Origin of the sequence: Aeromonas sp. R10-2 (assembly GCF_040908445.1) — a bacterium.
GTDB classification, from domain to species: Bacteria; Pseudomonadota; Gammaproteobacteria; order Enterobacterales; family Aeromonadaceae; genus Aeromonas; species Aeromonas veronii.
Genome location: NZ_JBFODS010000065.1, coordinates 18,167 through 30,646, shown reverse-complemented (window position 1 = coordinate 30,646; position 12,480 = coordinate 18,167). Strand labels below are relative to the sequence as shown.

14 protein-coding genes are annotated in these 12,480 nt (G+C 60.1%); 3 read left to right on the top strand and 11 right to left on the bottom strand.

What is annotated here, in order from left to right:
• Positions 1–25: 25 nt before the first annotated feature.
• From AB5Y97_RS13690 to AB5Y97_RS13655, 8 genes are all read right to left on the bottom strand, one after another.
• The gene (locus tag AB5Y97_RS13690) at positions 26–841 is read right to left on the bottom strand and encodes a Cof-type HAD-IIB family hydrolase (RefSeq protein ID WP_005339262.1); all 816 of its coding nucleotides are present in this window, start codon (positions 839–841) and stop codon (positions 26–28) included.
• A gap of 89 nt (positions 842–930) precedes the next feature.
• Complete coding sequence (locus AB5Y97_RS13685) at positions 931–1,971, bottom strand: alpha/beta fold hydrolase (protein WP_201974086.1); 1,041 nt, start codon at positions 1,969–1,971, stop codon at positions 931–933.
• The gene (locus tag AB5Y97_RS13680) at positions 1,971–2,630 is read right to left on the bottom strand and encodes a CatB-related O-acetyltransferase (protein WP_201974087.1); all 660 of its coding nucleotides are present in this window, start codon (positions 2,628–2,630) and stop codon (positions 1,971–1,973) included. Before AB5Y97_RS13680 ends, AB5Y97_RS13685 begins: the two co-directional genes overlap by 1 nt.
• Positions 2,630–3,361, bottom strand: coding sequence for a tRNA (guanosine(18)-2'-O)-methyltransferase TrmH (trmH, locus tag AB5Y97_RS13675; protein WP_021230464.1), 732 nt, complete (start codon positions 3,359–3,361; stop codon positions 2,630–2,632). Before trmH ends, AB5Y97_RS13680 begins: the two co-directional genes overlap by 1 nt.
• A gap of 44 nt (positions 3,362–3,405) precedes the next feature.
• Entirely contained in the window at positions 3,406–5,523 is a 2,118-nt protein-coding gene (gene spoT, locus AB5Y97_RS13670) for a bifunctional GTP diphosphokinase/guanosine-3',5'-bis pyrophosphate 3'-pyrophosphohydrolase (RefSeq protein ID WP_005339255.1), read from the bottom strand.
• A 131-nt stretch (positions 5,524–5,654) separates the two neighbouring features.
• On the bottom strand, positions 5,655–5,930 hold the full coding sequence (gene rpoZ, locus AB5Y97_RS13665; RefSeq protein WP_005307060.1) for a DNA-directed RNA polymerase subunit omega: 276 nt from the start codon (positions 5,928–5,930) through the stop codon (positions 5,655–5,657).
• Positions 5,931–6,009: 79 nt separating this feature from the next.
• A complete protein-coding gene (gene gmk, locus AB5Y97_RS13660) occupies positions 6,010–6,636 on the bottom strand; it encodes a guanylate kinase (protein WP_005357125.1) in 627 nt (208 codons plus the stop codon).
• 303 nt (positions 6,637–6,939) lie between these two features.
• On the bottom strand, positions 6,940–7,992 hold the full coding sequence (locus AB5Y97_RS13655) for a glycosyltransferase family 9 protein (RefSeq protein WP_201948106.1): 1,053 nt from the start codon (positions 7,990–7,992) through the stop codon (positions 6,940–6,942).
• Between the two features lie 222 nt (positions 7,993–8,214).
• Here AB5Y97_RS13655 and AB5Y97_RS13650 point away from each other — a divergent pair, with 222 nt between their 5' ends.
• On the top strand, positions 8,215–8,928 hold the full coding sequence (locus AB5Y97_RS13650) for a 3-deoxy-D-manno-octulosonic acid kinase (RefSeq protein ID WP_201948108.1): 714 nt from the start codon (positions 8,215–8,217) through the stop codon (positions 8,926–8,928).
• A 70-nt stretch (positions 8,929–8,998) separates the two neighbouring features.
• A complete protein-coding gene (locus AB5Y97_RS13645) occupies positions 8,999–9,862 on the top strand; it encodes a sensor domain-containing diguanylate cyclase (protein WP_058056568.1) in 864 nt (287 codons plus the stop codon).
• Between the two features lie 6 nt (positions 9,863–9,868).
• Here the strand turns inward: AB5Y97_RS13645 and AB5Y97_RS13640 are convergent, their stop codons facing one another.
• Entirely contained in the window at positions 9,869–10,723 is an 855-nt protein-coding gene (locus tag AB5Y97_RS13640) for a carboxylate/amino acid/amine transporter (protein ID WP_201948110.1), read from the bottom strand.
• A gap of 39 nt (positions 10,724–10,762) precedes the next feature.
• Here AB5Y97_RS13640 and AB5Y97_RS13635 point away from each other — a divergent pair, with 39 nt between their 5' ends.
• Positions 10,763–11,224, top strand: a complete 462-nt coding sequence (locus tag AB5Y97_RS13635; RefSeq protein ID WP_201948112.1) for a DUF6314 family protein — start codon at positions 10,763–10,765, stop codon at positions 11,222–11,224.
• A 125-nt stretch (positions 11,225–11,349) separates the two neighbouring features.
• Here the strand turns inward: AB5Y97_RS13635 and AB5Y97_RS13630 are convergent, their stop codons facing one another.
• On the bottom strand, positions 11,350–11,511 hold the full coding sequence (locus tag AB5Y97_RS13630; RefSeq protein ID WP_005339236.1) for a hypothetical protein: 162 nt from the start codon (positions 11,509–11,511) through the stop codon (positions 11,350–11,352).
• On the bottom strand, positions 11,496–12,395 hold the full coding sequence (locus AB5Y97_RS13625; protein ID WP_005355734.1) for a DMT family transporter: 900 nt from the start codon (positions 12,393–12,395) through the stop codon (positions 11,496–11,498). Before AB5Y97_RS13625 ends, AB5Y97_RS13630 begins: the two co-directional genes overlap by 16 nt.
• Positions 12,396–12,480 lie beyond the last annotated feature (85 nt).

Sequence of the window (12,480 nt, the reverse complement as noted above, 5' to 3'; positions counted from 1 at the left end):
GAATCGGATGGCGGGCTGAAGAGGATCAGGCTGCGCTGACGCTCTCCAGCTCGAACAGCTTCTCCAGATAGACGGCGACGCCATCTTCATCGGAGGTGAGGGTCTGCTCATACTCCGGCAGCGCCATTTTCAGGCGGTCATGGGCGTTGCCCATGACGATGCCGCGTCCCACCATGGTCAACATCTCGAAGTCGTTCATGCCATCGCCGAAGGCGATCGCCTCGGACATATCGAACCCGTTCTGCTCCAGCACGGCACGCACCGCATTGCCCTTATGCACCCCGGCGTGCATCACTTCGAGACAGTCCGGCAGGGAGAAGGTGACATTGAGCTGATCGCCGTAGCGTTGGTTGAGGTGCGCCTCAATCTTCAGCAGCTTCTCGTGGTCACCGATGTAGAACACCTTGTTGATCTGCTCTTTCGGTTCCTGTTTCAGGTCATCGACGAGGCGGTAGGTAAACCCTGACTCGTCGTGGAACTGCAGCAGCCAGGGCAGCTCCTCTTCCACCACCCAATCATCCCCCTGATAGACATTGAGGTGGATAGAGGGGTCGCGCTCCAGCGCAATCAGTTCGGCGGCGATCTCGGTCGGCAGCGGCTGGTTGAAAATCAGCTGATCCTGTTTGTCATGGACCACGGCGCCATTGGAGGTAATGAGGTAGATGTCCATCCCCAGCGCATCGCGGAAGCTGCGAACGTCAACATGATGACGGCCGGTGGCGACCACGAATTTCACACCTTGTTCTACCAAGCGGTGCAGGGTATCCCGGGTACGGGGAGAGATCTGGTGCTGCTTGTTGAGCAGAGTGCCATCGAGATCGGATACAACTACCTTGAACATCATTACCTCGGCATCGATTGAAAACAGGGGCAGTTTACCTTAGCCCACACTGTCACCCCATTTATTTAGGGTTACAAAAAATAGCCAGCTCAGAAGCGGGCGAAAAAGTCGACCATCGCGGTCAGGGCGGGCTGGCGCTTGTCATCGGATTCGATAAACAGCTCGTGCCAGGCACCCTCGATGCGCAGTGGTTTGCCCCCTTCGCACTTGGCAATGGTGCAGAAGCGATCCTGTGCGGCATTGTCCACCACGCTGTCGCTGCCAGCTTGCAGCACCAGCAGCGGGGTTTTGATGGCGCCCGCATCGGCGATGGCGGCATCGGCACCAGTGATCCCCTGATAAATCCAGTGCGCGGTCGCGCCACCCAGCTTGATCTGCGGGTGCTGTTCGTAGATTTGGCGGAACGCCTGATAGCGGGACTGGCTGTGAGTCAGCTCGTTATCGGCAAAGCCGTGATCCTGATAGGCGCCCTGACCGGGGCCGTAGGGAGGCTCGCCAAGCCAGCCGCCGACCGTGCCTATGGTGCTCGCCAATCCCTTGGCCAGCCACTTGGGCAGACCGCCGAGATTGATGCCCAGCATGGGGGAGGAGAGCACGGCCGCCTTGATATCATCGGGCCAGCGCTCCAGATAGCGGGCCGAGATGGCGCCGCCCATGGAGTGGGCCAGCAGGAACAGCTTGGCAGGTTGGTCCGCCATGATGATATGGTCGTGAAATTGCTTGAGATCGACCACATAATCGTCGAACTGGTCGACATATCCCTTCTGCGGGTCATTTAGCATCCGGCCAGACATCCCCTGACCGCGATGGTCGATAAGGTAGAGGCTGTAGCCCTGACGCCAGAGATCCCACGCCAGCTCCTGATACTTGAGGTAGCTCTCGACCCGGCCATTGACGATCAGGATGGCGCGATCGACCTTGGCTTGCCGCAGCGCAGCATAGCGGATGGTCACCCCATCCTTGCCCTTGAACTCTCCTTCCACCGCATGCTGGCGCCAGAAGTCGGGCAGGGTTTGCTGGTAGAGGCTGGGTACATCGGCTTCGCTGGTGAGCTGATAGGTATTGGTCACGGCAAGGGCTCCGGCAGAAAACAGGGTCAGGGCCAACAGGGAAAGAGAGAGGGGTTTCATCAGGCACACTCCTGTTGCCAATGGTGATAAAGGGTGGCGATATCCCCCGAGCAGAGTAGCGCCATGCTGGCTTGCAAGCGGGGCAAGGGCCAGCCCCACCACTGCATCTCTTGCAGCATGAGGATCTGCTCATCGCTGAAACGGCGGCGGATCGACTGGGCCGGGTTGCCGCCGACTATGGTGTAAGGGGCCACATCCTTGGTCACCACGGCGCGGGTGGCGATGACGGCGCCGTCACCTATGGTGATGCCGGGCATGATCATCGCTTCCGAGCCGATCCAGACATCGTTGCCAACCCGGGTGTCCCCCTTGCGCTGAAAGCCGCTGCGGGCCCCTTCGCCAAAGGTGTCGGGATTGAACGGGAAGGTGGAGACCCAATCCAGCCGGTGGCCCTGATTGCCCGCCAGCATGAAGGTGGCGCCCGAGCCGATGGAGCAGAACTTGCCGATGATCAGCCGGTCCACCTCGCCCCAGAGGCCGCTCTCCCACGTGTCGTGGGTCGAGCCATCGCCGAGCAGGTAACGGACGCAGTGATCCTCGAATGGCTTGCCGTGGTAGTAGCCGGAGTAGTAGCTGTAGTCGCCGGCCTCTATGTTCGGGTTGGTCAGGTGATCCCGAATGATTTGCGATTCCAGCCAGCTGCCAAAAGGGTTCTCCATCACTCCTCCTGCGGATCGTCCTGCTCGCTCTGCTGCGCCCACCCTTTGCGGGTCAGCTGCATCCGTTGCCACCACTCTTCGTCCGCCAGAATTTCACCGGCCGGGCCGAGCTGGGGGTAGGGCATCTCTTTCTCTTTGCAGAGCTGGGCATAGATAGGATAACCCCCCTCGAACAGGATGCTGTTCTGCTCCTCCAGCGTGAGCGGGCAGCCGCGTTGATAGCAGCCTGCCAGCTCGCGCTGGCGCTGGGCTTCGTAGAGGATGGCGGCAGCAGCCACCGAGACGTTGAGGGACTGCACCATGCCCACCATGGGGATGACGATATGGTGGTCGGCCAGCGCCAGCGCCTCTTCACCGATGCCGTGCTTCTCCTGACCCACCAGAATGGCGGTCGGTTTGGTGTAGTCAATGGCGCGAAAATCGACCGAGCTGTCGGAGAGGTGAGTCGCCAGGATCTGCATGCCGGAGGCTTTCAGCTCGGCAACGGCTGTGCCGATATCCGGGTGAAGTTTTACATCCACCCAGTTCTGGCTGCCGCGGGCGGTGCCCTTGCGCTTGTGGATCCAGGTTTTGGGCCAGACCGCGTGTACCCGGTGGATGCCGATGGCATCGGCGGTACGCACGATGGCGGCCAGATTGTGAGGTTTGTGTACCTCTTCCATACAGACGGTCAAATCGAGCTGACGCTGGGCCAGCATGTCGGTGATGCGCTTGAAGCGTTCGGGGGTCATGGCTTGTCTCTATAAACGCAGCAGGCGGCTTGCGCCGCCTGTGTTCAGTTCTTCTGTCGGCTCACCTTGAGCACGTTGGGCATGACGCGGATCTTGCGCATGATGTTGGCCAGGTGGATGCGGCTCTTGGTGGTGATGAGCAGGCTGACCTGATAGACCCGGCCATCCTTCTCTTCGGTGCTGATGGCGTGAATGTTGGCGCCGGTGGCGGCAATCACGTTGGCCAGCTCGGCCAGCGCACCCTGATGGTTGACGATTTCAATGCTGATGCCGGTGCGGAACTCCTGTTCCTGCTCCTTGTCCACTTCCCACTGCACCGGCAGGTATTTGTCCGGCTCCTTGCTGTAGCCCTTGATGTTGCGGCAGGCTTCCTGGTGGATCACCAGACCCTTGCCCGGACTGATATGGGCGATGATGGCATCCCCCGGGATCGGACGGCAGCAGTTGGCGAAGGTGACCAGCATGCCGTCGGCACCCTTGATCGGCATCTTCTTGCTGCTGGTTTTGGGCTGCTCTTCCGGCGGTAGTTCATCCCCCAGCATGCGGCGCGCCACCATGACGCTCATGGCGTTGCCGAGGCCCACATCGGCCAGCAGCCCCTGCAGATTTTCGTGCTTGGTATCGGCCAGCACCTGCTTGATGCGTGGCTCGGGGATGTCTTCGATATTCTTGGCGCCCAGCGCATGGTTGAGCAGGCGGCGACCCAGCACCACCGACTCTTCGGTGCGCAGGTTCTTGAGGAACTGGCGGATCTTGGATCGTGCCTTGGTGGTCACCACGAAGTTGAGCCAGGCCGCGTTGGGGCGAGCGCCCGGCGCCGTGATGATCTCCACCGTCTGACCCGAGTGCAGCGGGCTGCTGAGCGGGTAGGGGTGGCGGTCGACCCGTGAACCAACGCAGGCGTGGCCGATGTCGGTGTGCACCGTGTAGGCGAAATCCACCGGCGTGGCGCCAGCGGGCAGCTCCATGATGCGTCCTTCCGGCGTGAACACGTAGATCTCGTCGGGGAAGAGGTCGGTTTTGACCCCTTCGATAAATTCAAAGGAGCTGCCAGCGCTCTGTTGCAATTCCAGCAGGCTCTGCATCCAGCGCTGGGCGCGGATCTGGGCTGTAGTGCCCGAGCTGTCGCCATCCTGCTTGTAGGCCCAGTGGGCGGCAACCCCTTTGTCGGCCATCTGATCCATGAACTCGGTGCGGATCTGCACCTCCACCGGCACCCCGTGCGGCCCCACCAGCGAGGTATGCAGCGACTGGTAGCCGTTGGTCTTGGGGATGGCGATGTAATCCTTGAAGCGGCCGGGGCGCGGCTTGTAGAGGCTGTGCATCTGCCCCAGCACCCGGTAACAGGTATCTATGTCCTTCACCTTGACACGAAAGGCGTAGATATCCATTACCTCATGAAATTGCAGCTCTTTTTTCTCCATCTTGTTGTAGATGGAGAAGAGGTTTTTCTCGCGACCACTGACCTGATGCTCGATCCCCGCCTCTTTCAAGCGACCGCTGATTTCACTCTGGATGGAGTCGATGATCTCGCGGCGATTGCCACGGGCGCGGCGCACCGATTCGCGCAGCACGCGGGATCGCATTGGATAGAGCGCCTCGAAGCCCAGCTCTTCCAGCTCGTTCTTCATGGTGTGAATACCGAGGCGGTTGGCGATGGGGGCGAAGATTTCGAGGGTTTCCCGGGCTATGCGGCGGCGTTTGTCCGGTCGCAGGGAGCCCAGGGTGCGCATATTGTGGGTGCGGTCGGCCAGCTTGATCAGGATGACCCGGATATCCTGGGTCATCGCCATCACCATCTTGCGGAAGTTCTCGGCCTGCGCCTCTTTGCGATCGCGAAATTTCAGCTTGTCGAGCTTGGAGACCCCGGCCACCAGTTCTGCAACCGCATTGCCGAATTGTTCGGCCAGATCGGCTTTGGTGACAGAGGTGTCTTCGATGACGTCGTGCAGCACGGCGGCCATCAGGGTTTCATGATCGAGGCGCATGTCACCCAGGATCCGGGCAACGGCAACAGGGTGGGTGATGTAGGGTTCGCCACTGGAACGCATCTGACCCTGGTGGGCATCACGGGCCACCACATAGGCTTGCTTGAGCTTCTCAACCTGCTCTGGCGGCAGGTAGGAACTGGCTATTTCTTTAAGGTTTTCAAATAAATACAAGACAGTCCCCGCAGCGGTGAAACGGCAATTCGTGGAATTGAGGGTATAGCCCTGAGTTTGCGAGGTTTTCGAGCGGTTGTAAATGGGGATGAACAGTCGGCACCCGGGCGGGTGCCAACCGGAGGAATAACTTAACCGCGGCCTTCGGCGATGGCAGCAACGGCAGCCAGCTCGGCGGCTTCCTGCTCTTGCTGTTCGTAGCGGTCCTGGGTGTCCATCACTTGATTGTTCACCAGACCCAGCTCGATCTCACGCAGGGCGATCACAGTCGGCTTGTCGTTCTCTTCGTCGACCAGGGGATCTTTGCCTTGTACCGCGATTTGACGAGCGCGGCGCGCGGCGACCAGCACCAGGTCAAAACGGTTACCTACCTGTTTTACAGCATCTTCTACAGTAACGCGTGCCATGCAGGACTCCAGTGTTTGGGCTTTCTGTATTTAGAAAAGCAGTGTTTAAAAATGACGCAAAAGTTTACTTGTTTTTGGCTTACTCTGCCAGTAGCTGTTGCAGCAAGTTTTTTTGAGCCTGTTGCTGGTGACGCATCTCCAGCCGTTGGCACTCAATAATGGACCTGAGCTGGAACAGCGCCTGCTCGAAGTCTTCGTTGATAATGACATAGTCATACTCGTCGTAGTGCACCATTTCGGCAATGGCTTTCGCCATCCGGCCGGCAATCACTTCGGCGCTGTCCTGACCGCGCCCAATCAGGCGGCGCTCCAGCTCTTCGCGGCTGGGGGGCAGGATGAAAATGGATTTGGTCGGCATCTGCTCGCGGATCTGGCGGGCACCTTGCCAGTCGATGTCGAGGAATACGTCGATCCCCTTGGCCAGGCAGGCTTCGATGGCGGCGCGGGAGGTGCCGTAGTAGTTGCCGAATACTTCGGCCCACTCCAGAAAATCACCGCGTTCGATCAGTGCCTTGAACTCTTCCACCTGAACGAAGTGGTAGTGTACGCCGTGCTCTTCGCCAGGACGGGTGGCGCGAGTGGTGTGGGAAACCGACAGCTGCATCTTGCCCGCAGCGTTATGTTGGGTCAGCAAGGCATTGAGCAGACTGGATTTACCCGCGCCGCTCGGAGAAGAGATGATATAGAGAGTGCCTTGTTGCGCCATATTATTACCTTTAATCGAAACCGCTGTTTTGGTTGTAGCAGAGACCGCCGTCTTGTGCCCGAAAGGGAGACAGCCAAACGCAAAACGCGGAAAATTCTTGAGTCAGGAGGATGTAAAGGCGGCGAATTTTACCAGAATGCGGCGAATAAAAAAACGGCCGGAATCATATTCCAGCCGATCAAAGTATTCGTAGCTTGCTGCGGGAGCGTAACCCACATCAGCCTGCATTGTGCCTTTGGCTGAGGGCAGAGGCTATCAGGTTATCCCTGCCTGATGGCTCGGAATTCCCGAAGTGCCCTGTCACTACGGCAGTTGACGATCGGCGCAGAGCCGATCGAACGCGGCGGTCACCTGCTCGCTGGTGATTTTTCGCATGGCCTCCGTGTCTTTGAGACGGGTGCGCCAGCTCAACTCGGCCAGCGGCTTGCCGGTCTCCTGCTCGACCAGCTCCTGATAGACGCTGACCACGTAGTCGCGGCACAGATATGGGCCGGTGCGTGCCGGATTGTGGTGGGCATAGAGGCCGATCACCGGCGTGCCTACTATGGTGGCCATATGGGTGGGGCCGGTATCGGGGGCCAGTACCAGACTCGCCTCGCCAATCAGCGCCAGCAGCTGCTTGAGGTTGGTCTGCCCCACCAGATCGACCGGCTTGCTCTGGCTGAGTTGCCGGATCTCGGCGGCCAGATCCCGCTCCAGCTTGGCCGGCCCGCCACAGAGATAAACCTGAAAGCCCTTGTTGGTGGCGTGATCCGCCAGCGCGGCATAGCCTGCGGCAGTCCAGTTCTTGAAGGCCTTGCTGGCGGCTGCGCAGATAAGCAGAGTCGGTTTGCCGCCAATCTTCTCCCTTGCCCACGCCTGATGATCGGCGCTGATGGGCAGTTGCCAGTCCGGGGTCAGATCCTGGATGCCGAGCTCTTTGGCGAAAGCGAGGAAACCGTCCAGCACATGGGGAGAGGCAGGCGAAGGCACCTTGTGGTTGGTGAACAGCCACTGGCCGTCGTTGGCCCGTTCCCGATCAAACCCTAGTTTGACCTTGGCGCTGATGCCGAGGGTGGCGATGCTGGCCCGCATCGCTGCCTGCAGGTGGAGCAGGGCATCGAATTTGCGCCCCTTGAGGGTCTGCCAGAGATCGCGATAGCCGCGCCACCCCTTGCTCTTGTCGAAGGGGATCACCTCGACGCCGGGCAGATCGGCAAACAGGGTTGCCTCGATTCTGCCGGTGATCCAGGTGATACGGGTCTGTGGCCACTCCCGCTGGATGACGCGCACCAGCGCCAGTGCGTGGCAGCAATCCCCGATGGCGGAGAGCCGCAGGATGCAGATGGAGGAGGGGGGCGTTTGAAATAGCGGCATGTTGTGGCGCACGGCTGGCAAAAAGGGTGGATGGCATTATGCAAACTCCCCTCTGGATTGTAAAATTGCGCACAATCGTCAGCCGGGATAGGCCGGGCCCAGCGCCATGACCTGTCTCTGCACGTCGTTGATTAAAGGCCACTATTGCGGGCATGCCAGAGCGGCAGCCTCATCGCCAATTGAAAAATTGCGATCCATGACCCACCGAGCGGGATCTCCACGATGCGAGTACAGACCGAACACAACCAGATCTGCTGGTATGCCGAAGGGGCCTTTCGCGACCCTTCTCCCCAGTTATTCGATCCTGCCTGGTGGCAGAACAACCGTCAGGTGGTGGGAACCTCCATCGGACGGGGAGTGACCTGGTTCGTCAAGGATGAGTCCCGCCATCTGGTGCTGCGCCACTACTATCGTGGCGGCATGGTGGGCAAGGTGGTGCGGGATCGCTTCTGGTTCGAAGGGGTCGAGTCGAGCCGTGCCATGGCCGAATACACCCTGCTGGCCAAGCTGTGCGAGCAGGGGCTGCCGGTGCCGCGTCCGTTTGGTGCCCGCATGGTCAAACAGGGCCCATTCTATCGTGCCGATATCCTGATCGAGCGAATTCGCGGTGCCAAGGATATGGTGGCGCTGCTCAAGCAGGGGCCGGTGGCGACCGAGGTATGGCACAAGATAGGCCAGACGGTGCGCCAGCTGCACGATGCCGGGGTCTATCACGCCGATCTCAATAGCCACAACCTGCTGCTCGATAAAGAGGGCAAGGTGTGGGTGATCGATTTTGACAAGGGTGCGATCCGCTCCCACGGCGAATGGCAGAAGGCCAATCTGGAACGCTTGCTCCGTTCATTCAATAAAGAGTCTCAACTGCATACCAGTTTCCACTTCGTACCGGAGAACTGGCAGACCTTGATGAACGGGTATCAGGGAAAAGCGCTCTGACCCTGTTGCTCGGCGTGAACGCCAATGTTACTTATTGAGCAGGTATTCAGATCCTGTTTCGAGGCGCCCCATGGAAATGCTCAAGACACCTTTGGTCGATGTGACTGCCCGGCTTGATCCGGGTCTGCTGTCTGATGCCATGGCGCTGCTGGAGGCGGGGATCTGGAGCTGGTCAGCCCAACATGGACTGCAGCGTGATCCCTCCTGCCTGCGCCTGTTGGGATTGGGAGAGTGCTGGCCGGATGATCTCGGCTGGCTGGATCGGGTGCATCCCGACGATGTTGCCCGGCTGGAAGATGCCCTGCTCGCCTGCCAGAGCGGCCGCAGCAGCGGTCTGCGCCTCGAATACCGCATTCTGCATCATCACGGTCACTACATCCGGCTGGAAGAGCGGATGCGTCGCGATGAGCGGGGTTATCTGCTGGGGGTTGTCCGTCACCTCGATCCCGCTGCCGTGCTGGTGGAGGAGCGACATGGCACCGATCCGCTGACCGGTCTGGAGAGCCGTGGCCGTTTCGAGCAACTGCTGGAGGAGCGGCTGGCGACCGAGAGTGGCACTTTCAGTCTGCTGCAGTTTTCGGTCGATCACATGGCCAAAATCCAGCAATTGTTTGGCGAAGCGGCTTGCGACGCCATGCTGGCCAAGCTGGCGCGTATCGTGCGCCACGAGCTGCGGCGGGAAGATCCCTTCGCCCGCTGGGATGAGGACGGTTTTATCCTGATGCTCTCCCAGACCGAGCGGATGAGTGCGCTGGAGATCGCCGAGCGGCTGCGCCTCGAGATTGCCGATGCCAGCCTGCTGTCACAGCGGCCGGTCACCGTCAGCATCGGGCTGGTGCAGAGTCAGGCTGGCGAGCAGCTCGATCATCTGCTGGCCCGGCTGGCCAGTTGTCACAGTCAGGCCAGACGGGAGCACAACACCGTCATCGGCTGAGTGTGGTCAGGGTTGGTTGCGCTTGTCACGCTGGCAGATCCAGAGCGAGGCCAGCATCAGCAGGCCGCCGATGGTCAGTCTGGTCAGGTCGGTATCCTTGCCCCAGAGCAGCAGATTGACCAGCAAGCCGGCCGGAATGAGCGCATTGTTCATGATGGCCAGCACTCCGCTGGTGACCAGCGTCGCCCCCTTGTTCCAGAGGAAGTAGCCTAGGCCGGAGGCACCCACCCCCAGCCAGAGCAGAATGCCCCACTGCAACCCTGACGTCGGATATTGCGGCTTGCCCAGCAGCCACCAGGCGGGCAATGCGATCACCAGCGCTCCCAGATAGAAGCAGCCGAACACCGCCAGTTGCGGCGGTTGCTCCGCCTCCCGTGCCAGCAGTACCTTGTAGCCCACCTGACCGAGCGCGAAACAGAGGTTGGCCCCCTGCACCACCAGAAATCCCAGCACATAGCTTTCGGTCAGGCCGTCGAAGCGGATGACGGCAGCCCCGAGCACCGCCAGCAGGGCGCCCCACAGATAGGTGGGCTTGAAGCGCCCTTCCAGCAGATCGTGGAGCAGGGTGACGTAGATGGGGGTGAAGATGGTAAAGACCAGCACTTCCGGCACCGTCAGCAGCAGGAAGGAGTGGTAGTAGAAGAGATACATGATGCCGAGCTGGATGGCGCCCAGCGCCATCAGCTTGGCCGCCAGAGCGGGGCGCAGCCAGCGGCGGCGCAGGAAGGGGAGAAACACCAGACTGGCGAGGGCGATGCGGGTCAGCACCGAGAAGTAGGCATCCACCTGACCGGCGAGGTAGACCCCGATCAGGCTGAAGGAGAATGACCAGAGCAGGGTGACCCCTATCAAGTAGTTCATGTGTTTGATTTATCGTCAGTTGTCAATTTTAAGGGGGCTATGATGGCCGAGATGGAAGCGGCAATCCAGCGTTTATGGGCGCGATTGCCACAGGTCGGAGCATTTTCCTTTACCGCCAGCAATGGCGAGGGGTCGGCGACCGACTGGAATGGTCGGGGCGAGGGGCGTGTGCAGGTGACCGATCATCAGGGGGGCTGGCTGTTTAACGAGCAGGGTCGCTACACCACGCCTCATGGCAGGGAACTCGCCATGCACAACCGCTTCTGGTGGCAGCGTTGCGAGCGGGGGATCCGTCTCTCCCATTTGCGTTATGAGGCGCCGGTCGAACTGTTCGAGCTGTTGCCGCAGGGGGATGGCCGCTGGCTGACCGCCGAACCCCATCTGTGCGGGGCGGATCACTACAGCGCCGAGTTGACCGAGATCGACGGCGGTTTCTTGCTGAGCTGGCAGATCACCGGGCCGCGCAAGAACGAGCGACTCAGCTATCGCTATCTGATCTGACGCCGGCTGGCAGGCATAAAAAAAACCGGCGCAGAGCGCCGGTAGCGGGGGACAAATCGGAGGTTTTTTAAAACAGTCCCAAAAACAGGAGAGATAGACTCTCGTCACACATTCAGAGATGGACTTCAGGCATTCAGGGCATAGCTCAGCATGGCTTGCAGCTTGCTATCGAAGAACCAGGGCAGCAGTACCATCAGCAGGCCCAAGATCCCGGCCAGCCGCTGGCGATACTGCCAGCCGGCAATCAGTACCAGACCACCGCACAGTGTGGTCAGGATGCCTGACATAGGGAGACCTCGCGCTGCATGCGACGCTGCTGCGCCCACTGGTTCATGGCGACCGAGCCGAGGATCAGGGCCAGAGCAACACCTGTGGTGGGGTGGATCTGCTCGCCGAGGAACAGGGCACCCAGCATCACGCCGAACAGCGGCACCAGATAGTTGCTGAAGGAGGCGAACGTCGGGCCGGCCTTCTGGATCAGCGCCATGTAGAGGAAGTAGACCAGACCGGTACAGAGGGTACCCAGCACGGTAATCGCGCTCAGGGCCTGGGTGCTCGGCAGGGTCAGGCTGCTGAGGTCAACCATGAAGGGGGCGACCAGCAGCAACTGGATTGCCGAGGAGATCAGGATATTGCGGGCGACCACGACCGGATGGTCCTTGGCGAAGCGCTTGATCATCAGCAGGCCGATGGCGAAGCAGCTGGCACCCAGCAGGATGGCCATGGCACCGAGCAGACCGGCGTTCATGCCCTGGGAGAGTTTCGGCCAGAACAGGGTGAGCACACCGGCAAAGCCGATGATCACGGAAAGCAGACCGGTTTTGGTGATTCTTTCACCAGAAATAAACAGCGGTGCAGCCAGAATGGTCACAAACGGGATACAACCCATGACCACGGCGGCGATGGCGCTATCCACATACTGTTGGCCCCAGGCGACCATGATGAAGGGGATGGTGGCATCCAGCAGGGCGATCAGCATATAGGTGCGCCACGGGGTGTGCTCACTCTTGAGCCGCATGAACAGGCAGAGCAGACCCAGGGTCAGGCTGCCGCACAGGGCACGACCGGCAGCCACCAGAATGGGGGGCAACTCGGCAACGGCCTGGTGCATGAAAATGAATTGGGAACCCCACAGCAGGCCAATGGCCAGCAATAACAGATAGCTACGCATTTGAATCTCCGATGTATTAAGCCAGCGCATTCTAGGCAATCTGTTACTATGGTAAAAATGAATTGTTGGCATTTAACTATGGCTA